22 protein-coding genes are annotated in these 25,802 nt (G+C 44.2%); 2 read left to right on the forward strand and 20 right to left on the reverse strand.

Features of this window, described 5'->3' with window-relative positions; genetic code table 11:
- Position 1: 1 nt before the first annotated feature.
- The 12 genes from AC0VYI_RS10120 to nhaR form a co-directional block, all read right to left on the reverse strand.
- The gene (locus AC0VYI_RS10120) at positions 2 to 4,066 is read right to left on the reverse strand and encodes a hypothetical protein (protein ID WP_475449079.1); all 4,065 of its coding nucleotides are present in this window, start codon (positions 4,064 to 4,066) and stop codon (positions 2 to 4) included.
- A gap of 3 nt (positions 4,067 to 4,069) precedes the next feature.
- Positions 4,070 to 4,516: a GPW/gp25 family protein gene (locus AC0VYI_RS10125; RefSeq protein ID WP_475449080.1), complete on the reverse strand. Its 447-nt coding sequence runs from the start codon at positions 4,514 to 4,516 to the stop codon at positions 4,070 to 4,072.
- Between the two features lie 68 nt (positions 4,517 to 4,584).
- On the reverse strand, positions 4,585 to 4,884 hold the full coding sequence (locus tag AC0VYI_RS10130) for a PAAR domain-containing protein (RefSeq protein WP_067016480.1): 300 nt from the start codon (positions 4,882 to 4,884) through the stop codon (positions 4,585 to 4,587).
- A gap of 13 nt (positions 4,885 to 4,897) precedes the next feature.
- Positions 4,898 to 6,691 carry a type VI secretion system tip protein VgrG gene (gene vgrG, locus AC0VYI_RS10135; RefSeq protein ID WP_475449083.1) on the reverse strand — a complete coding sequence of 598 codons (1,794 nt, stop codon included), beginning with the start codon at positions 6,689 to 6,691 and terminating at the stop codon, positions 4,898 to 4,900.
- A gap of 13 nt (positions 6,692 to 6,704) precedes the next feature.
- Positions 6,705 to 7,370, reverse strand: coding sequence for a CIS tube protein (locus tag AC0VYI_RS10140; RefSeq protein ID WP_475449084.1), 666 nt, complete (start codon positions 7,368 to 7,370; stop codon positions 6,705 to 6,707).
- A gap of 3 nt (positions 7,371 to 7,373) precedes the next feature.
- Positions 7,374 to 7,565 carry a hypothetical protein gene (locus tag AC0VYI_RS10145; RefSeq protein WP_067016486.1) on the reverse strand — a complete coding sequence of 64 codons (192 nt, stop codon included), beginning with the start codon at positions 7,563 to 7,565 and terminating at the stop codon, positions 7,374 to 7,376.
- A 29-nt stretch (positions 7,566 to 7,594) separates the two neighbouring features.
- On the reverse strand, positions 7,595 to 8,038 hold the full coding sequence (locus AC0VYI_RS10150; protein ID WP_475449086.1) for a phage tail protein: 444 nt from the start codon (positions 8,036 to 8,038) through the stop codon (positions 7,595 to 7,597).
- Between the two features lie 83 nt (positions 8,039 to 8,121).
- Positions 8,122 to 8,592, reverse strand: a complete 471-nt coding sequence (locus AC0VYI_RS10155; RefSeq protein ID WP_067016490.1) for a phage tail protein — start codon at positions 8,590 to 8,592, stop codon at positions 8,122 to 8,124.
- Between the two features lie 60 nt (positions 8,593 to 8,652).
- Complete coding sequence (locus AC0VYI_RS10160; protein WP_475449088.1) at positions 8,653 to 10,206, reverse strand: phage tail sheath family protein; 1,554 nt, start codon at positions 10,204 to 10,206, stop codon at positions 8,653 to 8,655.
- 345 nt (positions 10,207 to 10,551) lie between these two features.
- A complete protein-coding gene (locus tag AC0VYI_RS10165) occupies positions 10,552 to 11,358 on the reverse strand; it encodes a hypothetical protein (RefSeq protein WP_475449090.1) in 807 nt (268 codons plus the stop codon).
- Positions 11,355 to 11,942 (reverse strand): Pvc16 family protein, encoded by a 588-nt coding sequence (locus AC0VYI_RS10170; RefSeq protein WP_475449092.1) that lies wholly within the window; start codon positions 11,940 to 11,942, stop codon positions 11,355 to 11,357. The genes AC0VYI_RS10165 and AC0VYI_RS10170 overlap by 4 nt, the downstream gene beginning before the upstream one ends.
- A gap of 142 nt (positions 11,943 to 12,084) precedes the next feature.
- On the reverse strand, positions 12,085 to 12,975 hold the full coding sequence (gene nhaR, locus AC0VYI_RS10175; protein WP_475449093.1) for a transcriptional activator NhaR: 891 nt from the start codon (positions 12,973 to 12,975) through the stop codon (positions 12,085 to 12,087).
- 125 nt (positions 12,976 to 13,100) lie between these two features.
- Between nhaR and AC0VYI_RS10180 the strand changes: the two genes are divergently transcribed.
- The gene (locus tag AC0VYI_RS10180) at positions 13,101 to 13,514 is read left to right on the forward strand and encodes an HPF/RaiA family ribosome-associated protein (protein ID WP_199478257.1); all 414 of its coding nucleotides are present in this window, start codon (positions 13,101 to 13,103) and stop codon (positions 13,512 to 13,514) included.
- Between the two features lie 134 nt (positions 13,515 to 13,648).
- On the opposite strand, the gene AC0VYI_RS10185 is transcribed toward AC0VYI_RS10180, so the two are convergent.
- The 5 genes from AC0VYI_RS10185 to AC0VYI_RS10205 form a co-directional block, all read right to left on the reverse strand.
- Positions 13,649 to 14,941 (reverse strand): TRAP transporter large permease, encoded by a 1,293-nt coding sequence (locus AC0VYI_RS10185; protein WP_475449096.1) that lies wholly within the window; start codon positions 14,939 to 14,941, stop codon positions 13,649 to 13,651.
- Positions 14,942 to 15,024: 83 nt separating this feature from the next.
- Positions 15,025 to 15,543: a TRAP transporter small permease gene (locus AC0VYI_RS10190; RefSeq protein ID WP_475449098.1), complete on the reverse strand. Its 519-nt coding sequence runs from the start codon at positions 15,541 to 15,543 to the stop codon at positions 15,025 to 15,027.
- A 27-nt stretch (positions 15,544 to 15,570) separates the two neighbouring features.
- Complete coding sequence (locus tag AC0VYI_RS10195; RefSeq protein WP_475449100.1) at positions 15,571 to 16,587, reverse strand: TRAP transporter substrate-binding protein; 1,017 nt, start codon at positions 16,585 to 16,587, stop codon at positions 15,571 to 15,573.
- Positions 16,588 to 17,031: 444 nt separating this feature from the next.
- Entirely contained in the window at positions 17,032 to 19,476 is a 2,445-nt protein-coding gene (locus AC0VYI_RS10200; RefSeq protein ID WP_475449102.1) for a YbcC family protein, read from the reverse strand.
- Between the two features lie 12 nt (positions 19,477 to 19,488).
- Positions 19,489 to 21,096: an NADH-quinone oxidoreductase subunit L gene (locus AC0VYI_RS10205; protein ID WP_475449103.1), complete on the reverse strand. Its 1,608-nt coding sequence runs from the start codon at positions 21,094 to 21,096 to the stop codon at positions 19,489 to 19,491.
- A 152-nt stretch (positions 21,097 to 21,248) separates the two neighbouring features.
- Between AC0VYI_RS10205 and AC0VYI_RS10210 the strand changes: the two genes are divergently transcribed.
- Entirely contained in the window at positions 21,249 to 22,151 is a 903-nt protein-coding gene (locus AC0VYI_RS10210) for a LysR family transcriptional regulator (protein ID WP_475449104.1), read from the forward strand.
- Between the two features lie 65 nt (positions 22,152 to 22,216).
- Here the strand turns inward: AC0VYI_RS10210 and efeB are convergent, their stop codons facing one another.
- The 3 genes from efeB to efeO (AC0VYI_RS10225) form a co-directional block, all read right to left on the reverse strand.
- On the reverse strand, positions 22,217 to 23,590 hold the full coding sequence (gene efeB, locus AC0VYI_RS10215) for an iron uptake transporter deferrochelatase/peroxidase subunit (protein WP_475449106.1): 1,374 nt from the start codon (positions 23,588 to 23,590) through the stop codon (positions 22,217 to 22,219).
- Between the two features lie 139 nt (positions 23,591 to 23,729).
- The gene (efeO, locus tag AC0VYI_RS10220) at positions 23,730 to 24,875 is read right to left on the reverse strand and encodes an iron uptake system protein EfeO (protein WP_475449108.1); all 1,146 of its coding nucleotides are present in this window, start codon (positions 24,873 to 24,875) and stop codon (positions 23,730 to 23,732) included.
- Between the two features lie 71 nt (positions 24,876 to 24,946).
- Positions 24,947 to 25,768 (reverse strand): iron uptake system protein EfeO, encoded by an 822-nt coding sequence (gene efeO / locus AC0VYI_RS10225; RefSeq protein ID WP_199477596.1) that lies wholly within the window; start codon positions 25,766 to 25,768, stop codon positions 24,947 to 24,949.
- Between the last annotated feature and the right edge of the window lie 34 nt (positions 25,769 to 25,802).

Consider the following 25,802-nt stretch of genomic DNA (forward strand, 5'->3'; position numbering starts at 1 on the left):
ATTAAGTTGTTCCATCGTCTAATGCAGGGGCGTTTGTATTGGTGATGGCTGCATTATCTGGGTTGATGATAAATTCTTCGCCAATGACGAGCTCTCCAATGCCTGTTGGTTCAGGGAGCATGGTTATGTTGTCGTTTTCGATTTGGATGTAATGATGCTCCGTTGGTATCAAAAGATACCAAGGGTATTGGGCTTTAATTGGCTGCTGTGTACTGGCGCTGTCCTGTAGTGCATATCGGGTTTGTTGTTGGCTGATTTTCAGTACCGAGATGCCACTCACGTTGGCCACATTGGGTTGCTGGTTGATAAACGAGGCCAGTTTGCTTAAAGACAATTGCCATCCAAGCCCCTGATTCATGCTGTTTTCTTGCCATGGGCACAGGGCGCAATGGAGGGCGTAATTTAATTGGCGTAAAGCGAGGCCATGGTGAACACCTGCATGAAATGACACACGACAGCGGACTTGGATTTTCTCATAGCCGGGGTTACGCACTTCGACCTGTAATCCTTGACGGCCAACGGATTGCAGCATGTTGCGAATGCTCAGCAGTGCTGTAGCGTCCACCATTTTAGGCTGACAAGGCGAGTGCTGACAGTCGGTTTTTCTGGGTGTCACGATCAGTAATACTTTTCCAGGAGCCGCTTCTTGATGATCAAATTGACGACTCGAAAAGCAATAGGCAGCGCCAATATCTGTGAATTTTTCCAACACTAAGCGCTCATAGTCCCAGGGTGTAATGGCTTGTCCTTTGTGACGTAAGGTTTCGCTAACCCGAGTGATCCATTGTTCCTGCGTTTCTTGTTCTCGCGCTTGTTTCATTGGCGTCAATTGCACGATCTTGCTGAGATTTGGCTGTCTTGGGTATTCTTTCCATTCACTGAATGAGGTACTAAGCGTCGGGTCGCATCGTCCACTCACTTGCAGTACATGAGTGGCGACATGCAAACAATTAGGATATCGGTTTACGCCATGATTGGTACTGACTCTAAGCCAGTAGACGCCGTTGGGCATTATCTGGTGTGTGGTATTGATGTCTTCTGGTATATCCAGTGTGACGATGCCAGTGGTAAGGAACCCTTGGGTGGTATCGTGAATGATGTTCTGTGAAGAAATGGCAATCCATTCGTTATTCACCAGGTAATGCCAATGGTAACTGGTTGATGGATAGGGCGTTAATAGCTTTGAAGAACCATCAAAAAGAAAAAACACATTGAGATACCCCGATAACTGAGAAGCAGATAAACCAATAAACAGCTGACTATCGAGTTGATAATCTGGCATGAGTCTAGGGAGACGACGACGGGTTTCCTCAATAGGGGGATAGATTTGTGATTCACCAAATGGGTGTAAATGAATGATTTTCCCTTGATGGTCTGAATCTAAGCGGGTCAGGTCTATATGACTATCGGCCTCATAATCCACCGAAAAGCGATTTAATATGGGGGTATAGGGTAAATTGGGCAGCGGTTTAGGCTTTTTTGTTTTCGCATTGGCAGTGAGTACTTGGCTAAAGAGTGGCCCATAATCACGATGACCAAAGGCGTTTTGTGGCCCATTCAGTTTGATCTTGAATAATCCATTGCGAATGCCAGATTGAGGACTAAAGGGGGTCGTTGGCCAGCCTTGTGTTACTGGGGTGAAGGCTTGCTGCATTGCATTGATCCGAAGAGAGCTGCTCTTTTCTAACAGCCCAACGGCGGGCTGAAACAAAGGTTGACTCAAAGGGCCGAGGGTTGTCCATTGGCCGTTATTTAAAACATCGGTGCTGACTTGAAAACTGTGGTTTTTAACAAGATGGGGGTATCCTTCGTAATGCTGTCTAAACCCATCACTGCCTCTGGGTAAATCGGCCCAATCCATTTGGAAAGTGAGCGATTTTATGTTTTTACGAGCCAGCTCCTCATTGGCAATGACTAGATAGGACTCGTCACTTGGTTGAGCACCAAACGGCAAGAACGGCTGGCTGGGGTCTGTTTGTCCATCATTATTGTATAGCTGGAAGCGTGTCATGCCAGTGACTTGACAATGAATGGACATATTGGACCATTCAAACCCTCGAAAAATGGAGTATGGGTAACAATTGGTTTGCTTTTTGAGGGTGAGCCGTAATGCCGGATGAGGTAAAGACCATTGTTGTCCGTGTTGTCCGTGTTGTTCTGGCGTAGCTGGTACCGTCGCTGAAAACCCTGGGTCCATTTTTAGTGATAATATGAAGCCCATTCCTTGGGATGTTGTGTTGTCATCCGCTGTTTCATTAATTGGGTGTATTTGACTATTGTGGATGCTTTTCCAGCCTTCGGAGGTGGTAATGTCTACTTGGAAGACGCCATTAAATAGTTGATAAAAGGCGGTGGTTTTAGAGTGAGACAATAGGTTCTGTATGGTTTCTAGGGCGACAGAGTCGATAATTTGTTTGTCTGCGAGCATTTTGGCATTTTGACAAATACTGTCTATGTCGTTTTCTGTCAGCCAGTCATTCGGACTCAGAATGTGCCGACAAATTAATTGACCAAAAATACCAAAAAAGATGTCTTGCTGTTTGCTTTCTTTTTGTCGCGCAGCTTGTTGCAGCGGTTCTGTTTGTTGTAGCTGTTCTGTCTGTTTTAGTAAGGTGAGGAAAAATAAGCGATAGATATCATGAAATTGCTGTGCTGGAGAATGTGACGTCAATTCTTGTATTTGCTCGGGCTGCAGCTTTTCGACCAGTTGGCTGGCTGAAATCTTGTTATCGACATGGTCAAGAAGATGGCTGTGTATAATAAGTAAGTGTTCAAAGAATGGGGTTAATAGTGTTCGAATATCTGACTCTTGATCTTGGTGGTCTTTGAACTCGCTGAATAGATAAAGCTGTTGTTCTATCATCCCTTGGCGAACTTCTTGTAGATTAAAGCGTAGGGTGAGTTCTCGTTGTCCCTCTGCCATGGATAAAATAGGGTCTGAAATAACCAGCCCCATGGTTTGTGTTGGCGAGTTTTCTAGGGAAGCATTTTTTTCAACGGGTGTGCCGAACATTCGAAAACGCTGGGTTTTAGGAAAATCGGGCCCTTTTGCATCCGCTGTCATTATGATTTTTTGCGTATCAATGCCGCACACGAATCCCATTTCTCTTTCCGGTGAGGCTTGTGGGTCCCTGTGTAAGGTCAAATTAAACGCGTGCGTCACTTCTGCATCGGTCACTACCATCGGATACGTTGCTTGGTAGTCGACTCGTTGAAACTGTGCGTTATTGCCAGGACTAAAAATCCTCCCTTTGATGATCTCGGCTGGGGTCGAACTGGTCGGTGATTGTGACAGTTTTAGATACACTTGGTCGTCAGGTACTTTTTTATAATCTTGTTGTAGAACATCTTGGTAGTAAAAGAGTAAATGCCGTTGGGTAAAGGTATTGATTTTTTGTTGTGCGCGTTCAAACAGTTTTAAGAAGCTAATGTAAAGCGCTAACTGTGGAGCGTGTTCGCCTTGTTTTAGAGAGGCGGTGAGTATGCTCTGGCATGTGTTTTGTAGTCGAGTGATGACAAGGTGAATTTTTGAAAAACAGAATTGTGAATGGTCCAAAGGCTTTGGCAATAAACGCTGATCTAAGGCGAGCTTATCCAGCCCCCAAAGTGGATCGAACTGGCTAATATCTGGGCGATCTCCAGGGGAGATATTTTCTAAGAGTTGTTTCAGAGGGGCAGCCAGATGCGTCTGAAAAAGATTTAATAAGGTGAACTTTAGTTGATAAGCAATATCTGGAGAACTTGGTAGGTGCACATACCATTGATTGAGTTGGTGGTATAAGTGGAGCAGATATTGCTGTGTTGACGCCTCACCTAATTGCTTAGCCTGCTTAAATTGCCGTTTGTATTGGTCCAGATTGATGCTGAGTACGGCCGCACTAACAACCAGTTCACTTTGCTCGAACATGCCTCCCCAATGCCCCGCTGCTTGATCGTTTTGATCGCGATAAGGCACCAGTCGGGCAAATCGTTTGGCCCAAACTAATAGCTGTTCAAAGCTTTGTTCCTGAAGCTGAAAAAAATGCGGCGAAAGTGCCTTGTTGTTGCGTTGCTGCCGCGTTGTCATGGGCTATGCATCCTGTCCATCACGAGCTGGAAGTAGGCTTGGGTTGATTAAGGTTCCTTCCTGTAAATAAAATGGATAGACCATGTTGCTGCGCGTATTGGTTGTTACAATCAGGTATTCAACCCTAATCATTAATTGGCCTTTCTCTGCGTTAGGTTGGATATGGATTTCTTGTAAATCTATGCGCGACTCAAATAATAAAATGGCTTGTCGAATTTCATATTCGATTTCGGTGAGGGTTGTTTGGTTGAGTTCGGCAAACACAAAACGACTGAGTCGACAGCCATAGTCAGGGCGCATGATTCGCTCACCAGGAGAGGTAGACAGAAGTATTGATAAGCTTTGTTGAATATCTTCTTCGTCCTGACTTAAGGTGGCACGTTGGTTTGATGGCGCAAATGTGGGCGGGAAAGCCCACCCTGAACCAAGAAAAGCATTTCGTTTGCTCATTTAAATTCCTTTTCCACTAACATTCCTTTTCTTAAGAGCACGTTATTAGGTTACAAGCGGTTGTAGTATTATCCGCCAATCATGACAGTGGGGTCACCCAATACTATGGAGCCTCCGTGATCGGTACTGTCTCCCATTCTCGCCGCAGGTTTTCCACCAATGAGAACCGTCGTTGATCCTTTCACAATGGTGGATGGTGGCCCGACGCAAGTACACATGTCGCCAACAACCGCCGCAGGAAGATTACCAATCAGAACCGTAGGGACGCCTGGCCCAATCACTGGCCCACCCACGTGAGGAATGGGAGGTAATCCTGGTGTGACCATAGGGCAGACATGCATGTCCGTCAGTCTTGCTGCAAATGTCATATAATCTTCTCCTTTAATTAATTTTAACTAAACCACCTTTGATGGTTGTCATGCCTGAGGCGGACAATTCTGCCGTGGCGGAACCTTTGGCGGTGAACCCTGTTTGCGCCTCTAAGTTAACGTTAAGTCCTTGTACTTTGACATCTGCCTGTGCAGCAATACTCGTGTTGCTGGTTGATTTTAAGTTAATTTTTCCTTTCGCTGATAGGGTGATGTCTTTCGGGCTATCAAGGGTGATACCACTATCATCCATGGTAATGGTGTTTTTATTTTGGTCTGAAAGGGTAATGGATTTGCCTTTATCACTGATGGTAATGCTGTTGTTGCCAGGGGTGACGATGGTAATCACTTTATCTTTGTCATTAAATTCCACTTTCAGTTGGTTTTTGGTCACAATTGCTTTGGTGTTGTTCTCTGCGGTTAAATCATAAGGTGTAGTATGCTGACTGCTGTATAGACTGCCTAGCACAATGGGTTGGCTAGGGTCATTATTGACGTAACCAATGATGACTTCATCACCTATTTCAGGGATGAAAAAATTACCGCTTTTTTTGGTGGCGTAGTAACTGGCCAGTCTTGCCCAAACCAAATTGTTTTCATCTCCCAGAGCAGGAATTTCTATTTGAATACGGAACTGGGATTCCGGGTCTTCGTCCAGTTTGCTGACAAGTCCAATTTGCAATCCATCCACAGGAGGTAACCAACCTGCGGCTGGTGGTGCACCAAGGTCACGGTGTTCAGTGGACCACATAGGGGAGAGCCCTAAATCGACTGTGGTGAGCCATTGTCCGTTTTCTATTTGATGATGCACTCCGCCGATATAGTGGGATCCATTGAATCGGTCACCCACCCCCGCCAGTTGTATGAGGGTATTGATTTTTGCTTTGGCATTACCTTGAAAGGTAAGTGAACCTCGAACTTTGGCTAGCATGGATTTTACCCGTTGACCTTTGGCCCAGCTTTCCAACATCTCTTGCGTAAGACTGCCGGAGGTTTGCAAACGGTAGTCATTTATATCTAATACTTTTGCGAGATCACTGTCACTGAAATTGCCTTGATCGGAAATCGACGTTGCGGCGGCTTGCCCTTTGAGTATTTTTTGCTGGCTAGGATCCCAGCCAATGCCAGTTACTTTATTGAGTTGATGGCGGGCATCAATTTCGGCGGAAAAATCAATCAAGTCCGTTCCATAGGTAACGACCAGTTCAGGTGCTTTATCAATGGCGGGAGCCGTTACCGAGAGGCTATTGGATTGGTTACTGACCACCAGACCATTGGCTTCTGCTCGCGTTAGCAAAAAATCCCAGTCAGAGCAATTAAACTGGACCAATTCAGCGTGTTTCTCTGAAATACTGTCTATTTTTTCAGCAGTAAGACCAGAATAGTTGCCAATCAGAGTGCTAATTATGTCGCTATCTGATTGTTTTAAAAAACTTTGACTGTTGCGAGCCATTGTCATGGTAATCGCTTGGTCTTTACAAGTGATATTAAGGGTGGATTGGTTGCTGTTAGTAATGCGGATGGCATGGGAGATAATGATACCTTCAAAGATGACGGCTTCTTCACTTGAATAGCCTGCACTAATACTGATTTTGGTACCCGGTTTAAAGGTATCACTTTCACTGGCATTAAAGGCTTGTGTTGAAATATTACCGTCACTTAATACTAATTCCGCAGAGGCTATGTGATTGACTTGATAAAATACATGGATTGCAATAACACCAAATTCGCTGTTAATCGTGGTGCCATTTGCTTTGATGGTAAATGTGGTCACACCAGAGAGATTAGTCGCAGGGGAGTTAGCCATAAAAATTCCTTAATTAGACCAGAGGTGGAAAGTAAAGTCTGGTGCCTGGTGCTATTTGTCTTACGCTAACGAGTTGGTTCGCTCGAGCAACATCCATATAGTACGAACTGTCGTTATAAATTTCCTGACAAAGCTGAGAGAGAGTATCGCCCATTTTAAATTCAACAATATGTGTGAGATCTGGTGACGACTTTTTTGCTATGGCTTGCTTTTCTTTTTCCGTCAGAAACTTTGTAAACTTTAAACTTACTGTTGCTCGCAGTGGGACACCATTGGTATCAAAGAGCACATAGGATATCCCCATTGAGGTTAACCGACCTCTAAAACTTAGTGTCTTCCCCCAAGTGATTATGACGGGGTTGGGCTCATGCTGTTTGCCATTATAGGCATATGTCGCTTTTTTAAGTAACGCCAATTGATCTTGTACGGATTTCGCTTTCTTTTGCTCAATGACGCCTGTCGCATCAATCATAATCTCAAAATCAAGCTTCTCACTTTGGTATCCTTGAAAGTCTACCTTTGGGGCTATATCTCCTTGTGCTTGAGGATGTAGCAATGGGTCGTTTGTGTATCCGATCCCTAAATCATGTTTGATAGAGTTAGGGTTGAGTGTTGTATTAAAGGTTGTTGATACCTTTCCAGAAGGTGATATAGACTCAATTTTAAGTTTGTCCACCATCTTTTAGCGCTCCCGCCTGTTCTGTCCTAACCTAGAATATACCAATTTCATGGCTTGATACTGCTCCCCATCATGAGGAGATTGTTTTTGTTGGCTTCTAATATTTGGATTGTTTTGTTCTTCTTTTTGTGAATTTTCAATCGAGTTTGTATTGATATTCGACTGAATTGTCATTTGTTTTACTTCAATAGGCATAGTTACTATTTTACTTTTATAGGGAATCGTTACAGGGTTCTTTCCATTTGACTATAACAAACCTCAATCTCTTCAATGGCAACTTCGTTTTTAGTGCTCTGAAAACCATCCACTCGCCATTTTGTCGGGTAGGCATTATAAAATACCCAGACGCGACACGGCGATCCTTTCTCATCCAGAAGTCGCACAGAAATGGTTTTGGGCTGAATAGGCTTGGCCAATTGCGATTCCATAGTATTTTGGCACCATTTAACTAATGTAGATCGAGAATCTGCTATCCCTCTTTTAAGGGATAGATTGCTATGTTTGATAGTTTTAGGAAGGTAATAGACTAAATTATTTCCTCCTTCTCTGTACTCTTCCGTTTCCACCTGAGATTCAATGCCAGAAACGTCTTGAAAAGCAGCATCTTTCGTGTTGTTGTCAATCACAACACTAAAATGAAATGCAGGGAGGGGCCATTGTTCAGACATTTATACCTTTTCTCTATTATTTATGATGAATTTGAGACCCAGCCATCACATCATAAGTGTGATGGCTGGTTTTACGAAGTAAATTAGACTGAGATCGCTAATCCTTCATGAGCCAATTCAATTGTCTCAACGGCGACTTCATTTCCATCTGATTTTAGATCCGTGCCGCTGACTTTCGTTGGCCATGCATTTGTCAACTTCCAGGTCATTACTGGGCTACCAGATTCATCTAGTAAGTTGATCGTGACAGGGGTTCTTGCAATGGTGTTCATTTTGATTTTTGAATACCAATCATAGAATTTATTGTCACTTTTAAATATGCCTTTTTTCAACGTCACGTTGCTGGTTTTCACAATGCCAGGCATTTTTATGGTTGAGAATACTTTGCTATTACCCGCACGGTATTCAATGGGTTGAGCTTCCGTATCGAGCCCAGATATTTCCTGAAATGCAGCAACCATTTTGGCTCCAGCACCACCTTCCCATTTCACTTCAAAATGGAATTTTGGCATTGGCCATACGGTTTCTGACTGTGCTGATCCATCATCTGCCATGGGATTCTCCTATTTAAATGTATTTACCATCCTAGTGATCTAGGCGTTCGTGTTAGTGGTTTACGATTTCTGCATTTGTTGCTGGAAGGTGATTTCAATAAATTCAGCCGGACGGCTAATCGCAACCAGTACGGTAATGCGAAGAATTCCTTCTAAAATGTCATCTGGCGTCATGGTTTTTCCCAATCCAACACTAACACTGTAGGCGTCTGCTGGCGCAGCTCCAGCTAAACCACCGCGCTTCCAAATTCCATATAAAAAGCTGCTAATCATGCTTTCCATGGAAACCCATGTGTTGGCAACGTTCGGCTCAAATACATAGGCTTTCGACGCTAGGCGGATCGATTCTTCCAGCATAATCATGGTTCGACGCACGTTTACATAGCGCCAATCCAGACTGTTGCCATCCAATGTCCGGGCTCCCCATACCAGTGTACCTTCACCGATAAATGGACGAATCGCATTGATAGATTTACCTTGCGTGGTAACGTTCAAATCCTCTTGCTCATCATCACTAATGTTCACGGTTGGAGAGACAACGGCATTTAGACTGACATTCGCAGGGGCTTTCCATACGCCACGGGCATTATCAACCATGGTATAGACTCCAGCCATGGCTGCTGAGGGCGGTAGAATATTTTGCTGGAACTTTATATCCGCCAAAATGGTTTGGTAAAGTGGGCAGATGGTAGACAAGATTTTGTTGAGTTGTATTTGCTCTGAACCAGAAGGAGCACTAGCGAGTTTTGCAATCTCATCTAGCATTTGCTGTTTTCTGGTTGCTCTGAGTTTGTTTCCTCCCATATTGAGCTCTTCGTCCGTTAAACCTTCTAAATCTTTAAAACTAAGATTCACTTCATCGGTGAGCAGTTCTGTAAGTTTGTCCAGGTTGCTAATGTTATTAAAGCTGAGCTCATCATCTTGTACAATAGAGGTGTTGAGCCAAGGATAATAGGCGGCTGAATAGTCGAGATAATTCGTGCCTAATTTAGAACGAAAGCTTTCGATACAGTCTCCATCTGGGTGTTGGCGGTCTTTAAACCCCTCCCAAACATCCAAAATAGCAACGCGGTTTTTCATTTTCCCACCGCAATGGCTAAGTACGGCTTGTTGGACGTTTATGCAGTCATCTTCTGCCAGTTGCACAGCTTCTGGAATAACTACCATGGTTGGTTCTTGTTCTTTTATTAACGGTGTAATGCCATCTTTCAGCGCTTTTCCTGATATATCATCTTTGTAACTGCCAACGGATACAATATAGCAGGGGCCTCCGCCGTTCTGGAAAAAGAACAACATGTTGTAATATAAAAAATGGCGGGGATTGTCTTGCTTGATTTGATAGGCGACATCGCCTTGTTGGAATACTTCTCTGGCCTCTTTGTCATCGCCGACCTCACTTATTTCAAAGGTATGCAGAGAGGGGCCACCAAAATATTGGCGAAACTCCGACATAGAAGTAATGCGCCATGGTTGATTTCGAAGGGATTTTCCGCCATTGCTTGCTTGTTCCGTATAGCCTATGAAGGCAGGTACTGCGGTCGCCACTTCGACAACTGAGTTTGGAAAAGCATTGTTTTCGACTATGTACACACCCGGTGTTTTCATGACACCCATAATAAAATCCTTATCCTTATAGTATGAGATGTCTCATTACTTTTCCCTAAGTAAAGCAGAAGAAGGGCTAATTCAATTTGTTAACAGCAATGTACTCCAATGCCAACATGAATCCAATGCATAAACCAATCAGGTAACTTTAGTCTTTAAGTAAAGTAATAAAACGAGATTTGAGCGCTTCAACGATTACTCTTAAGCATCATATTATGCTTAAGCTTGTCTAATAGAAGATCGAAAGAGGTTTTAAATCAAGAGAATATCGTCTTGAATCTGCTTGAACATATTACTTCCTTTTTGTTTGCACTTTTTTGCGGGGTGCGACATTGTTTTAAGTTGTTGTTTGATCTACGCGACATAAATATGACATAGACGATGGTAAGTGTTTTCTTGGGTAATTATTTCGATATTTTTTGGGTGCGCAATTGGGAGCGCTCGAAGAATGAGCTGATATTGATCCCTTAATTGAAAGGGAGTGTTGCGGCGTTGCTGCATTGGAATTGGGGTGTTGGAGCGGAATGTTATGACATTATTACGACCGTTCATTTGCTCAAGCTCTTGAAATTCAAATGAATAGGTTTTTTTAGGATCATCAATCAGAAGTTGGTCTGAATATTTTATTGAGAGGAAATAGTATTTCCAATAGGTCTCGCAGTGTTCATAAGATAGGGTGATATGTTTGTTTGCTTCGTAGTATTGGTCTGCAGAAATTTCAAGATTTATGAGTCCGACTAGGTTTTGACTTATATCATAAGGCGAGATGATATTTTTTGGATAATCAAGTAGTTGTTCAGGTGATAGCCATTGCTTTGGGGAGAATTCTAAGTTTTCAGAATGATTAACCAAAATATCAAACTCTGCGGTGCAAAGAGAATGTGGTAAAGGAATATTGGTATAATTTCGGAAATAAGCATCACCACTAAAAAGTTTGAATTGTAAATGCTGTGAGTCTTGAATAGATGGCGTTGCTTTTAGCGCATCTTGATCAAAAAAAATACCTATTCCTCCAGCGGTATTTTTGATGAACATCTGGTTTTTTTCAAGCCACTTTTGAGTCGCTGATGTCGGTACCAAATGAATTTGCTGCGCTAAATTTGATGTAAAAAAGCTATGTGTGATGGTTATTGATAGATACGGTTGATAAGAAGCCATCATGTGTCCTTTTTGAATAAGTTTGTATCAGTCAGACTTAATTGGCCAACTTGCGTTAGGATGGTTTCACTGTTAGGTATGACTGCACGAACTTTATACACGCAAGACGGGAGATAGCGCGAACCCAACATGCTCCACATGTGGCTTAGCTCACCACTAGGGATCGTTTCCATTTCCAATACCAACTGCTCTAGCGTTTCTGGTAGATCAGGTGCATTTTGACGATTAAAAACCGGATTTCGATGGCAGAAAGCGAATAGATGAGACAGTATTTTTAGGCCATCTGTGTAATTCATTCCTGAAAAATGAGCCGCAATGACGACAGAGATAGATAGGTACAACGGCTTGTTGCTTATTGTTGAGCGTTGACCAGCTTGAAAGGCTGTCATCTGAGGGCCTGGTTTAGAAAAAGTATCCTTCTCTAAATTGCTGATAAAGACTAATATTTTATTTTCAATACTGGTCGTACCATGGGTGTCCGTATCCGTAGGAGGTGAGACCACAACAATATCCTCTGTTAGATCAAAGGATGTTCTGATTGATTCATTCATTTTGTGGCAGAGATAGTTTAAACAGTCGTCAAGCATCGTGCTCTCTTTTCATCCGATTGCTGTTATCTTGTCAATCCGATTGACAAGAAGATAATGGTGATAATGATCGATACATAACAGAATATCTATCGAAGATTTATCAAATTACACCATGAATGGTCATAATGACCAGCCAATATTATTCTAACCAATCCTTTGCGGCGTCATTAATCGCGATAATCGCAGGATTGGAGAGACGTTGATCTGTCGAGATGGCATAGAATTGTTCGCGAATTTCTTCAGTGTTGCCAATGATCTTGACTTTGAATTGCTCGGCGACTTCCTCTGCAATGGCTGATGGCACGATAAATACGCCCACGCCAGCTTGTCCGAAAGTTTTCATTAGTGCGCGATCATCAAATTCGCCAGTGATTTTTGGGTGAATGTTATGCTTTTCTAACCATTGTAAAAGTTGTATCTGGATCAAGGATTGGTCGCTTGGTATGAGAAAAGGCGCGCCTGCGAGGCATTCAGGGAAGGTGGTTTTAAACGTATCCACTAGCGTGGGAGAGGCCATAAAAGAGGTGCCACATTCCCCTAAAAAGTGGTTAAAGCCCCTCACGCCCAGTTGCGTGGGAATTTGCCCATCGGCGATGATCAAGTCCAGTTTGTGCAGCGCCAGTGCGCCAAGTAAATCTTCTAAACTGTTTTCTTTGCAAACCAATCGAACCGGGTCTTCTAGTGTCATGGCTGGAGCGAGGAGGCGATAGGCTATGGACTTTGGGATGGAATCGGCAATACCGACTCGCAGCAATTGGGTCCTATCGGTCGACGCGGTGCGCACGGATTGTTCTAGTTCGCTGCCCAGAGAGAAAATTTCGTCGGCGTAACTGAGTACCATACGGCCAGTATCCGTCAGCTTAAGATTACGTCCTACCTTGACGAAAAGGGCTTTGCCAAACTGTTCTTCCAGTAACTGGATTTGTCCACTGATGGTTTGTGGTGTGATATGTAATTTCTCACTGGCTTTGGCAATACCACCTTGCTTAGCCACCACCCAAAAGTAATGCAAATGCTTGAAATTGATCATATTTCACCAATAGTTCGAGAAAAACTGATTATTTTTCTGAATAAATCGATTATATCTTAGGAGATTTTGCAGCTAACTTAAAGTTTCAAACATAACTTATCCATTCTTGGGTAAAGGAGAAGAAGATGAAAATCAAAGTGCAAGCACGTCGTTTATCTCTTACTAAAAGCTTGAAAGCTTATGTAAAACGTCGTCTGAATTTTGCATTGAATTCCCGTTATGACAATATTCAACGAGTGACCGTTATGCTGACGGATGTTAACGGTCCTAAGGGTGGTGAAGACAAACACTGCCAAGTCTTGGTTAAAATCAATGGCCAGAAAGAAGTGGTGATAAACGAGCGGCAAGCCGATATGTATTATGCTATCGACAATGCTGCCAGCCGTACAAGCCGAACGGTATCAAGACGTATTGAGCGTTTGCAAGCCAAAGCAACGCGCATGAAAGCGGCCTTTCATAAGATGAGAGCGCCAAAGAAAATGCCTCGTGATGTATACGAAGAATATGAAAATGAGTACGGCTATTATCGTCATGCATAGGTTAGAACTAGCCTAGCTGATAATGGCAATAGATTAGAGACCCCTACTTTAAGCGAATCAGAACATTTGGTTCGCTTTTTTTTATTAATTAAGTAAGAGCGACCTATATTTCTTCTATAGGTCGCTCTTGGGTGTTAATTTGGAGATAGGTTGGGTAAGAACATTGCAATGTCCGGGAAGACCATAATCAATACTAGTCCTAGCAGCCCCATCATGGCGTATGGAAAGGCGCCAACCAGTACGTCCTTAATGGTGTAATCTTCGCAGATGGCTTTAACCACAAATAGATTCATGCCAACAGGTGGCGTCACGGCCCCGATTTCCATATTGATAACCAGAATCACGCCAAACCAGACAAGGTTGATATCCAATGCTTGTAGTGCTGGTAACAGAATGGGAACAGTGACAAGAATCGCCGCGGCCGCATCCATAAACATACCCAGTATTAAGTAAAGGATGTTGATTAAGATTAAAAACTGAATGGCGGATAAATTCAGTGAATCTATCCATTGCGCTACGTCTTGAGGCACTTGCAGAAGTGATAGCGTATTACCAAATACGGATGCCCCTGCGATTAACATCAGTATCATGGCGCTGGTTTCGACACTGGCCATGGTGGCTTGCCAGAAGAGTTTAAGTGATAAACTGCGCTTAACAAATATGGTCAGTAATAGGGCATAGATCACCCCGACACCAGCGGCTTCTGTTGGGGTGAATAATCCCGTATAGATCCCGCCCAGCACCACTGGAATCAATAACAAGCTGGCAATCATATCAAAGGTGATAGGGGCATTCGCCTCTGCCGATTGCTCGCTATTTGTAGGGTTAATGGGATGCTTACGCATGGCATAGATGGAATAGAGCGAAAACAATCCAGCCAACATTAAGCCGGGAATAATGCCTGCTAAAAACAACTGGTTAACAGAGCTATTGGTAACTAATGAATAGAGAATGAACGAAATGCTTGGCGGTATCAAAATCCCTAATGTACCCGATACGGCAACACAGCCGGCACTGAGTCGTTTTGGGTAACCACGTTCACGCATTTCAGGAATACTAATCGAACCAATAGTCGCAGCAGTGGCCGTGGAGGAGCCTGAAATCGCAGCAAAGATAGTACTGGCTAAGGTAGCAGCGATGGCGAGACCACCAGGAAGTTTTCTTGTTATGCGATGAGCAAAGCTAAATAAGTCTTTTCCAGCTCCCCCCTTGAGCATGAGCTGACCCATGTAGATATAGAGCGGAATGGCAATAATAACAAAAGAGTTGAGGTCGCTATAGGCTGTTTGTGTGAGCGCGTTAATGCCAGGCCCAACACCAATGGTTATCATGTAACCGAGCATACCACTAATGAGTAGTGATACGGAGATTGGCAAACCCAGAATCATGAGTACAGCCAAGGCACAGATAGTGATCGTAAAGGTCATTGATGAGTTCCAATAAATATTAATTAATCGAGACTTTTTTCACGAAGTCGCGAATTTATGAAACATGTGTCGTAGCAATGTTTCTAATCGGTTTGGCTGATATCCAGTATGAACTTATGTAATTCAGCCACCGCCCAGACACCAATCCCAATGGGAACAGCAGCCTTCGCAACCCACACTGGCCACTGAACCACGTCTAAGGTGATTTCTTGCATGGTGAAGCTGTCTAATGCCTGCAAAAAGCCTGCGTACGACATAAAACACAAAAAACTAAACAGAATTAAAAAGCGCAGAATGATCAGTAGCTTTCCCCGCCCGATTAGATTTTCTATGGCAATGCCTGCTGTCACATGATGGCGGCCCATTGCCGTCGCAACTGTGCCCGTAAAGGCTAACCAAATTAGACAAAATAAATCGAGGTCGTAAGTCCAAGAATTGTCTATGTTCATCATGCGCAGGACAATACCAGCAATGATGGACATGGATAATAAGATGAGGGATAGTGCCGCGATGATGCTGACTAATTTAGCCAGCCCTCCCGTGAAATCCCTTACCCATTTGACCAAACGGCCAAATGGGGATGTCTCAGTTGGATGTGTCATTGAATTTACCTAGAAAAAGGAGGCGTGTTAGTTGCTGTAGGGTTTTAGGTCATCCAAAATTTTCTGACCAGTTGCCCCTGTTTCTTTAAGATACAGTTTACGCTCCATGACACCAGCGGTTTCTTTCCAAGGCGTTAACTGCTTCCCAGTTAATTGCGTGACTTGGTTGCCTTTAGATTTCAGGAACTTGATATCATTAGTAAATTCATTTTCAATGTCTTGTACGGCTGCTTTTTCGGATGCCTTGGCCGCTTTGGTGATCAGGTCACGCTGTTGTTGGGTTAGTCCTTTCCACCATTGTAGGTTGACTTGAACAGGGTAAACCAAAGGTACATAGTGGATTGCGGTAACGTATTTACCTACTTCAAACCATTTACGTGACGTGATGGTCGATAGACCCGATGTTGCGCCATCTAAAGCGCCTCGTTGCATAGATGTATAGACTTCACTGGAGTCCATGGCAACTGGAGTGGCGCCTTGGCTCTTAAGGAACATAGCAGAAAGGCTGCCCTCAGAGCGCATTCTTAACCCTTTTAAGTCACTTGGAGTAACGATGGGTTTTTTGTTATTGATATAAGAAGTGGCATAACCATAGAAGCCCCAAGCAACAACATGAACACCGTGTTTTTCCATAATAGCGTCGACATCTTTACCCAGCTTACCATGTAACGCTTTTAGTAATGTTGGCGCATTTGGTGCAAGAAAAGGAATGGTATCCCACTGTAGCGCTGGCGCATATTTAGACCACCAGTGCATAGCATTAACGCCCATATTAGCCGTGTTGTTGGCCAAACCATTGGCAATATTAGAGGCATTGAGGAGAGAACCAGAAGGGTAGGTAAGCACTTTAATGCTACCATGGCTCATTTCTTTGATGTTTTTTGCAATGGTCTCTGCTTGATTCGCTGTAGCAGTATGCGGTGGCATATACCATGCAAATCGCACGGTTAAATCGGATGCGGATGCCTGTGTAGAGGCTAGGCCAAGAAAAGCAGTAGTTGCAAGGGCGGTGGTTAAAGATAGGCTTAGGTATCTTTTTTTCATGGAGCACTCCAGATCTTATAGTTGTATTTGTTGTGTGTTACATTTTTTTTATATAAAAGCATCCTTGTTTCTGTTACAAAATGCTACATTGTTTTGTTGATTTTTATGTTCAGTATTTTGCTTTTTTGTTGCATAAAAAAAGGAAGTGATGAAGTTTTATTGTCAGCTTGCTTGTTTGTTATAAAAAATGTCACATAGCGGTGCATTGTAGGAGCTGATAAGTTTCAAATAGAGAATTTGAGTAAGGGTCAGTTTGGGCTTGAGTGCCCAAACTAACTGGGAGAAAGTGTTTTACTTAATCATGCTATCTCAACGTATTTGTTCATTGTTGTAAACTGATTATAGAGATCTCTACACGAGGTTGCAGTGCAAAGATCTTGTAACCTTTTAACAATAAGCTTACCTATCTGTTGATGTGTTTAACCATTCCTTTTAACAATAAGCTTACCTATCTGTTGATGTGTTTAACCATTCCTTTTTATAAAAGCGTTCAATGTTGTTACCGTTATCCCACTGGAATAAATAAAGCCAATCGTTGTCGATCAGTTGTCTGACGATATCGTGCTTAGCGGTAATTTGTTCAATGGCATGCTTAGGGGCGTTGATGTAGACAGTGAGTCGAACAGGGGTATGCATCCAGTTAGTGCCATCGCTGATGGATTGCATCGGTAAACCAATTCGCAGATCCCCACCATTGCCTTCAAATACACCGATATTACCGCCTACAGCGTTGTGCAGCACTTTGTTACCACTACCGAACTTATAGTTGTCTGTGACGGAAAGGTTGTATTGCATATTGATCCAGTGGGCTACCAGCATAGGGGCCGTTAGCAAACGTTCTAGAATGCTGAAATCTGGGTCATGGTTCGCATCGTAATCGTGTAGAAAGCTTCTTCCTTTTAAGTCCATATGGCGGGTTTTATGGCGCGGTGCAATGATAAAGGAGTGGTTGTTTGCCAACCCCCATTCCGGACTGACTTGTGACCAGTCATTCGCCCGTTGAATAAAGGCATGAAAGCGCTCTAAGTTGGATAAGTCGACAAGTGACGCATCGAGCTTTTTGGCACGCTCTTTTTGTGCGAGATAAGTGGCTTGTTCTAACCAGTCTGAAATTTTTCTATCGACGGATTCAAAACAAGTCAATTGGTCTGTGGTGGTGTTATGTAGTGCAGCGATAAATTGTGTGGTGTCGGGAATATTGGCACCCATTTGCTTCAAAAGCGTCCGTACTTTTGTGTCGTTTAATAACGTGGCTAAAACTTTGACGTTCACTTCGCCACTTTGTCCGCCACAGGCTCCACATTCTAGTCCAGCAGCATGGAGGTTGTTGCTGGTGTGGCTACCATGGCCGACTAGCATGACGATAGGGGCATAGTGTTTCAGCCCCATGGTATCCAATATGCCTTTGGCTAGGTTCGCCTTGTCTTGGTCCGTTAATATCATGCCCTGTTGAGTGAGTTGCCATTGGGTGTTAGGAGCGAGACGGTTAACCGGATGAACTTGGCGTTTTGGAAAGAGGGTCTGTTTAAACATTTTAAAGACATACCACCATCCCATAGATTCAACCATGGAGAAGGCAGCAGGTGCTGCGTGTCCCCAACGATGCCAACGGGCTTCATTTTGTTGGTGATGGACGTGCTTGGTATTCGACTTGGTTTCGCTCACGGTAATCGCAGGGCTAAGCAAGCCTGGTAACTGTGGTCTGGTGAACTGCGTATCTTTTGCTTGGTATTCAATGGGCAATCCAAAAAAGCCTGCAAACCCCAATGTTTGAATGTGATTGGATTGTTTTTCTAAGGCACGACGATACACTTCGGAGCGAACATCGATGCAAAAAATTGCCTGCAGTTGTGGACTGTCGAATGCCTCCTGTGATGGTGCTGGTTCTTGTAATGTGCGGTGAAAATCGGCTTGTTCGCTGTATTCCAACGCTAATGTCCAAATCTTAGGTATTACTAGAGCATCGCGATGGGCATTGTACAAAGATTCAATGTTCTTTTTTTGCAATGTCCATTTCTTGGTTATTCTACTCAATGAGGCTGGTTTGGCGTGATTTAAGTAACGCCAAATAACAAGTTCCCACGCCATTTTGATGGCAAGCAAAGCCATAACATGCTGTTCTTGTTGATCACCTTCTGTATTGCTGGGCCAGTTTAAATAAGCAAGATAGCTACTCCAACCGTTAATATCGAGCAGCAAGGCATACGCGTAGACGGCTAAGGCTTCGTCATTTATGCCAAGCTCTCGTATGGCCAACGCAAACAGTTCGTTTTGGTCTTTAGGCAATTCGTGGAAAAAACGACTGAGATTGGCTTCTCCCATGATAATGCTTAGGCCTCGGTCTTCGGTGGTGATTTCTAACCAATGAGGATATAGCCCAATCTCATGGTGGCTGTCTTTCTGTCTTAAGGTCGGACTTTGTTTTTGATAATGGGCCGCACAGAACTGACTCACTTGATGGGTGATTTCATCATGCCAGGACATTTTGGTCGCTGGGCGCTGTTGGTCCGCTAGGTCAGCAATGGACTGCCATGACGTCGGTTGAAAGCGCGGTTTGCTTAAGTGGTTTAGCAGTTCTGTAGAGCATAACGTAAGGCCATACTGTTTGGCGGCTTTTTCCAACTTATCGAGCTGAATTCGACCTTCTTCATACCAGGCTATGTAAGTCTCCAGAGGCAGATGAACCCTAATATTTGCTAGGGCCGATAGCTCAGTGGCGACCTGATCATAGGGTTGGTTCACCATTGACCACAGAGGGTTAACCGCAATGAGTTTGTCTAGTGGCCAACTGGGGGCGATGTTACTTGCCGCATGCGTCAAGATCGCCTGCTGGCATGAACTGAGTATTGGCTCAGATGGTGACAGATCTTGTGTGTGAGTCATAACCATAATGCAATTTTCCTATGGTTTAGCGGGTGAATTAATGGTAACAGGAGAAATATGTTGTTCCTTTGCTCTGGCAGGTAAGGTGACAGGCCAGATTTTAAGGGCAACACGAGTGAGCCATTCGTCTAGATACAGGCCAGCGAACAAGGCAATAGATAGCCTGCGCACTGCCGGCCAGTGTACTTGGTAATACAGTAGTGCATTCAGTACAAAGAGGCTGGTAAAGAGCAGCATTGCCCAGACGTCGGCCAAAGAAAAGGCGTTAATATGACCAATGTTTGAAATAGGAATCGTCAGGTCGATGAGTTTCTTCAATGTGGCGTAAACCACACACAGTGAGAGGCCCACTATCATGGTGTAGACGCTTGAGGGAGCATGTTCGGATGTTCGCCACTGGATAATCAAGACGGTCAGTGCCAGAGAAAATAACCACCAAGTACTAAAGGCGCCTTCAAAATCAAATAAGGCTTTTACGACGACGACACAGGCGGTGGTGATGGCGATGGTCGAAAACCACTCTTGTCCGCTTGGTACTTCTTTTTTGGGCATACCTTTAACAAAAGGCTTTGACAGCAGTAGACGAAGGTGATCGTTAACCGCATTACCGGAATTTAAGAATGAATAGGCTTTATAGAAAGAGTGAGCCAATAAGTGCAATAACACCAGCTCATACATCCCTAAAGCGAATTCGAGCAACATTAGTCCCATTTGTGCGCTGGTGGACCAAGCAAGACGAACTTTGACACTGATACGAGTGGTCATGACCAAGGCACTGGCTAAGGTCGAAAACCCTGCTACTAACAGTAGTAACCAAAGAGCCGTGGTACTTTGCGCGACCAGTGGCGTAAATAACAGCACCATGTAACCCCCTAGGTTAATGACGCCGGCGTGAAGCAAAGCACTGACTGGAGTTGGTGATTCGACCACTTGTATGAGCCAACCATGAAAAGGAAGCTGAGCGCATTTGATTAAGGCGGCAAAAGCAATGAGTATCGCCGCGATTTGATCTGGTGTCGTGAGGTGGTATCCCGCGTAGGAATCGATGGTTAAGCTGCTCAAAATATTACTGATATAGAGGGTGCCATGTTGTAGGCCAAGCAATACAAAGGCCACCAACAAGGACAACTCTGCAATACGCGCTAAGATGAATTTTTTATGGGCCGCTAGGATGGCACGAGGCCGATCTGGATAGAAGGTCAGCAAATTATGTAGAGACAAGCTAATGCCCAGCCACCCCAGCCAGAAAATGATTAAGTGGTTACTTGTCACTGTGATAGCAACAGATGCCAAAGTAAACATCATCCAGCGGTAGTATCGATTGCTATTGGACTGACCAGCCATGTAGTTACGGGAGAAGGTTATCAGTACCCAGCCCATAATGGTCACTAATCCTAACATGACCTGACTTAATGAGGTGTGACGGATTAAGTCAGAAGATTGCCACGCATCGGCGAAGAAATAGCTAACAGGAAAGGTCATAAAAAAAACGACCAATAGACCACGGCTCAACCAAGTGGCTTTGGTTGGCACTCCAGTAGTCGTAGCGCGTCCAACATACCAGCCGCCAAGAAGGTAGGCGAATGGGATGCAGATAGGCAAAAAACTCAAAGCAATGAGAGACATGTATTACCTCTAAACAAGAACTTACATCGGATGTAGGTATTATGAAGTCTTTATTTTGTTAATAAAAATACATATATTAAAACCAATCGTTCTGTTTTTTGTATGTGTTTAAATAGAATGAGTCTGAATTATCTGAACGGGCGGACTGACCTATGGCGCGATTGAATTACCATCATTTGTATTATTTTTGGCAGGTTGCGAAAAGCCCAAGCTTAACGGAGGCGGCTGACGTTCTGCATATTTCCCAGTCGGCTCTGTCGGCACAAATTAAGCAGTTAGAGCATAGCTTGAATGTGACTTTATTTGTGCGCCAGGGTCGAAAATTGATTTTGACGGATGTGGGGCGACGCGTGTTGGCTTATGCGCAAGACATTTTTAATACCGGTGAGGAGCTTGAAAACTTTTTACAAAAGGGCAGGGCCACACAAGTGCAGCACATTACTTTGGGCATACAGAGTAATCTATCAAGAAACTTTATTGAGAGCTTTATTGAGCCGTTACTAGAAAGTGAGCATGTGAGTTTTTCTTTGTCTTCTCGTGGGATGACAGATTTACTTAATGGTTTGGTGAATCATGAGTTGGATTTAGCCTTAACCAATCGAGCGATTTTAAGCGAAAGCCAAGAGACCACTTGGCAAAACCAATTGGTTGCCCGCCAAGCGGTGGCCATTATCGGGCCTTATGGTGACAAGCCAAGCACGGCCTTTCCAGAGGGCTATCGGGATAAAAAATGGGTGGTACCGGGGAAAAATACCGATATTCGTTCCTCGTTTGAATCTTTTTGTGCCGCCCATCAATATCAGCCAGAGATTAAGGCGGAAGTGGACGATATGGCCATGTTGCGATTGTTAGCCCGTGACAGTGGCTATTTATCCGTTTTACCACCTGTAGTCGTTAAAGACGAGATTCAAGCTAAGTTGCTGCAGGATTATGAAAGCATTCCACAGGCGTTTGAGAACTTCTACGCGATCACGGTACCACGTAAATTTGCCGCCCAGTCTGTCATTGATTTGATTCAAACCGCGATTAACCAGTATGCGACGGAAGCCACATAGTAATAATGCTCGGGCAGAAAGGGAGAAGAGGCCACTTTATCTCCCTTTCCACTAGAAACAAGAGACTAACTTTCTAGCAGCTCTTGGGCAAAATAATCTCCTGGTTTTTTCACGCCTGGTAAGGCAAAGAAATAACCACCACCAAATGGCTTGATGTACTCTTCTAGTGGCTCGCCATTTAAGCGCTCTTGAACGGTGATAAAGCCCGCCTTTAAGTCTGCTTGATAGGCTAGGAAGAGCAGCCCCATTTCCAGTTGGCCAGCATTGGTCACACCATCTGAGTAGTTATAAGCGCGTCGTAACAGTTGGTGTTGGTTAAAGCCTGGCGTTCTGGGGTTCGCTAAGCGCATATGGGCATCCAGCGGGATGATTTTTCCTTCAGGGTCTTGAGCGTAATCAGGAATATCATGCTCGTGTTTCATACCCAACGGTGCGCCTGTATCACGTTCTCGACCAAAAATGGTTTCTTGTTCTTGCAGTGGTGTTCTGTCCCACTGTTCGACGAAAAAGCGAATGGTTCGTACGGCCAAATAGCTGCCACCAGTAGCCCATTTGGGTTCTTGGTTTTCTGGTGTAACGAGAATGACTTCGTTAGCCACTTTTGGATCTTTTGTATTGGGATTGACCGTTCCGTCTTTAAAACCAAGTAGATTGATTGGGGTTTCTTTGCCTGCGGTTGCCGCCACGTGGTTGGAGATAAAACCGTCTCGGCGCCAGCGCACGCTCAATGTGGCTGGCGTGTGTTTAATGATGTCGCGCATCGCGTGAATCACGGTTTCGGGGGAATTCGCGCAGAACTGGATTAATAAGTCTCCATGGCAGTTTTCAGCTTGTAAGGCATCGTTTGGAAAACGCGTCATGGTGACGAGATGCTTGGGTTTTTTATCTGTTAAACCAAAACGCTCGTCAAACAAACTAGCGCCCAGTGCAACGGTGAGGGTTAGGTTATCTGGGTTGATATAAGTGCCTACAATACCAGAGTCTAACGGGGGGAACTTATCCCCTGTACTAGGTGGTTTGCCGCCTTGGGTTAGAAATGCTGCCCGTTCGGTGAGGGTTTTAAAGAGGCCTTTTAAATCGTCGTTGTTATAAGCGATCACGTCAAAGGCAACGACGCAAGCCGACGCAGGAGGAGGATTTAAAATTCCACTTTGGTATGCGCCGTAAAAAGGCTGTTTCATTTGACGGCTGGTATAAAATTCAGCGTCGAACGAGCCTTCGTCCACTTTCATTTTCCCTTCCATCATACCGTCTGACTCGGCTAGGGCTTGGGTGGAGACAGTGCTACCGAGAGCAATAGCACCACCAACGGCACCAAGACCTTTAAGCAAATTACGACGCTCTTGGATGATTGAGTCATGATTTTGTTCGGTTTTTTCTGTTTGATTAGTTTTTTTTGTCTGTCTGGATTGTAATAGAGAATGAAACGGGCAATTCATGTTATTCCCTTCAAATATGGTTACTTGCTACGCTTTCGCTCTGCTCCAGCGGATCGCGTAACGGTTTGTTGATGAACTGGCCGAATATCTTCGCCCAGTGTTTTTTTGTGTGCTTGTCTCATGTGTTATGCACGCTTGCTTAGTTCAGACCAAGGTTGCCGCGCAGTTTTGCTAAGTCTTCCGCCAGTTCGGTAATCGGCCCTTTTAAACGCTTTCTGTCCTGCTCAGATAGCTGGTTATAAGGCTCGAAGCCAGTGTCGGTTTTGTAACGTGCCAAAATCTCATTGACCTGTTTGAAGTTGTTTTCAATGCGGTGTTGTAATGGGGGATTAATCTTGTCCATCATCGGCTTGAATAAGAAGACGATTTTTTGAGCCCCCTCCACATTAGCGTTGAAATCGTCCAGATCGGTGTGAGCGTAACGATCTTCTTCACCACTGAGTTTGCTGGCCGCCACTTCTTCAATGAGGCCTGCTGCGCCGCCGACGACAGTAGAGGGTGGGAAGGGTAGATTACGTATGCGGCCCTGTAGTTCGGTCACATCCTTATCAAGCTGATCGGCTAATGCTTTGCTATCTGCCAAGTTGTTGGCTTGCCAGAGGGCGTATTCAAGACGATGGAATCCTGTGAAGTGTGGGTCTTTTGCCCCCATGGCAAAGGCATCTTCACGGGCATCAATACGGTTATCTAGATCAGAAAACAATTCAGCAATGGGTTCAATCCGCTCATAATGCACACGCGCTTGGCTGTAAAGTGCCTTGGCTTTGTCCATCTCGTTGGCACGAATGGCATCAGTAAAGGCTTGAGTCGCCTTAGTCAATTGACGGGTTTCATTCATTACATAGAATTTGTATTCGGCAATCGGCCCAATAAAATCGTTACTGGTGATTTTATAAGGTTTGTTCTGACCGTCGCTTTGTACTATAAGTTTTCCGTGAGGATTGGTTAATAAGCCACAGGTCATCTCATAGGTGCCAGGCTCTAGGGTAACGGTCATTTTTTGCTGAAAGCCTGGGATGATGTTTTCCCGTTCGGCAACGACCATAACACCATCAAGAATTTCCCATTCCAGTGCTCGCATGCTTTGGTTACGAATAATAAATTGTACTTTGCCTGCTGGAACGGTAAGGGCCATAGGCTGACACTTTTTATCGTCGACGACGACATTGTATTGCGGGACATCGCTGGCGAATGCACTACAAGATGCCAGCAAACTCCCTGTCGTCACTGCCAACAGAGCAGGTTTTCGCCAGACATTTTTGAATAAACTAGATGAGGCCGACATGTTTCTCTCCATAAGCAACACCCGGTTTGAAACCAATCAAACCGTGGTGTTTGATGTGATCGTATGATGGATTAATTAAGGTTGAGTTCGCCACGAAGCAGAGACAAGTCTTCTGCCAATACCGTAATTGGACCTTTTAATGCTAGACGATCTTTATCGGTCAATTTATCGTAGGATTCAAAGCCTGTTGGAGTACGGTATTTCGCTAAAATACTATCAACGCGCTTGAAGTTGTTGTCGATTTTTCTGACTAAGGTTGGATTCTTCTCAATGAGAAGGGGTTTCAGCAAGGAAACGATTTTTTGCGCCCCATCGACATTTGCTTGAAAGTCGTCAAGGTCGGTACGGGCGTAACGGTCTTCTTCACCACTAATTTTACTGGAAGCCACTTCTTCAATTAAGCCAGCGGCACCGCCCACTACTGCGCTAGGGGGGAAAGCCAAGTTGGTGAGTCGTTTATGCAGTTCAAGTGTGTCTTGATAAAGTTTCTCTGCATAAGGCTTCATACCTTTGGTGGTGTTGTCTGCCCACAGTGCTTTTTCGATACGATGGAAGCCTGTGAAATTGGGGTCTTCTGCGCCTTTGGCATAATCATCTTCTCGGGCATCCATACTGCCATCAAGGTCGGAGAACAATTCGGCAACCGGTTCAATTCGCTCATAATGCACGCGAGCAGGAGAGTAGAGTTGTTTGGCTTTTTGCACGTCCCCTGCGATAACCGCATCTGTAAAGGCTTTTGTATCTTTCACCAAACCATCGACTTGTTCAATAACATAGAACTTGTAGTCGGTAATGGGAGCAACCAAATCAGAAGCCTGTGTTTTGGCTTGAGCCATGGTTGAACAAGCGGCGATGGACACCGCAAGGGCAAGCGTTGAGAGAGTAGTTTTCATTAGTGACTCCGTATCGTTGTTGTTTAAGAGTAGA

The sequence above is a fragment of the Marinomonas sp. 63XJN7_9_ISO-PGPR-S23-217 genome (genome assembly GCF_056173515.1).

Coding starts and splice junctions, on each gene's coding strand:
- AC0VYI_RS10120 (WP_475449079.1), bottom strand. CDS start 4,066: ATGACAACGCGGCAGCAACGCAACAACAAGGCACTTTCGCCGCATTTT.
- AC0VYI_RS10125 (WP_475449080.1), bottom strand. CDS start 4,516: ATGAGCAAACGAAATGCTTTTCTTGGTTCAGGGTGGGCTTTCCCGCCC.
- AC0VYI_RS10130 (WP_067016480.1), bottom strand. CDS start 4,884: ATGACATTTGCAGCAAGACTGACGGACATGCATGTCTGCCCTATGGTC.
- vgrG (WP_475449083.1), bottom strand. CDS start 6,691: ATGGCTAACTCCCCTGCGACTAATCTCTCTGGTGTGACCACATTTACC.
- AC0VYI_RS10140 (WP_475449084.1), bottom strand. CDS start 7,370: ATGGTGGACAAACTTAAAATTGAGTCTATATCACCTTCTGGAAAGGTA.
- AC0VYI_RS10145 (WP_067016486.1), bottom strand. CDS start 7,565: ATGCCTATTGAAGTAAAACAAATGACAATTCAGTCGAATATCAATACA.
- AC0VYI_RS10150 (WP_475449086.1), bottom strand. CDS start 8,038: ATGTCTGAACAATGGCCCCTCCCTGCATTTCATTTTAGTGTTGTGATT.
- AC0VYI_RS10155 (WP_067016490.1), bottom strand. CDS start 8,592: ATGGCAGATGATGGATCAGCACAGTCAGAAACCGTATGGCCAATGCCA.
- AC0VYI_RS10160 (WP_475449088.1), bottom strand. CDS start 10,206: ATGGGTGTCATGAAAACACCGGGTGTGTACATAGTCGAAAACAATGCT.
- AC0VYI_RS10165 (WP_475449090.1), bottom strand. CDS start 11,358: ATGATGGCTTCTTATCAACCGTATCTATCAATAACCATCACACATAGC.
- AC0VYI_RS10170 (WP_475449092.1), bottom strand. CDS start 11,942: ATGCTTGACGACTGTTTAAACTATCTCTGCCACAAAATGAATGAATCA.
- nhaR (WP_475449093.1), bottom strand. CDS start 12,975: ATGATCAATTTCAAGCATTTGCATTACTTTTGGGTGGTGGCTAAGCAA.
- AC0VYI_RS10180 (WP_199478257.1), top strand. CDS start 13,101: ATGAAAATCAAAGTGCAAGCACGTCGTTTATCTCTTACTAAAAGCTTG.
- AC0VYI_RS10185 (WP_475449096.1), bottom strand. CDS start 14,941: ATGACCTTTACGATCACTATCTGTGCCTTGGCTGTACTCATGATTCTG.
- AC0VYI_RS10190 (WP_475449098.1), bottom strand. CDS start 15,543: ATGACACATCCAACTGAGACATCCCCATTTGGCCGTTTGGTCAAATGG.
- AC0VYI_RS10195 (WP_475449100.1), bottom strand. CDS start 16,587: ATGAAAAAAAGATACCTAAGCCTATCTTTAACCACCGCCCTTGCAACT.
- AC0VYI_RS10200 (WP_475449102.1), bottom strand. CDS start 19,476: ATGGTTATGACTCACACACAAGATCTGTCACCATCTGAGCCAATACTC.
- AC0VYI_RS10205 (WP_475449103.1), bottom strand. CDS start 21,096: ATGTCTCTCATTGCTTTGAGTTTTTTGCCTATCTGCATCCCATTCGCC.
- AC0VYI_RS10210 (WP_475449104.1), top strand. CDS start 21,249: ATGGCGCGATTGAATTACCATCATTTGTATTATTTTTGGCAGGTTGCG.
- efeB (WP_475449106.1), bottom strand. CDS start 23,590: ATGAATTGCCCGTTTCATTCTCTATTACAATCCAGACAGACAAAAAAA.
- efeO (WP_475449108.1), bottom strand. CDS start 24,875: ATGTCGGCCTCATCTAGTTTATTCAAAAATGTCTGGCGAAAACCTGCT.
- efeO (WP_199477596.1), bottom strand. CDS start 25,768: ATGAAAACTACTCTCTCAACGCTTGCCCTTGCGGTGTCCATCGCCGCT.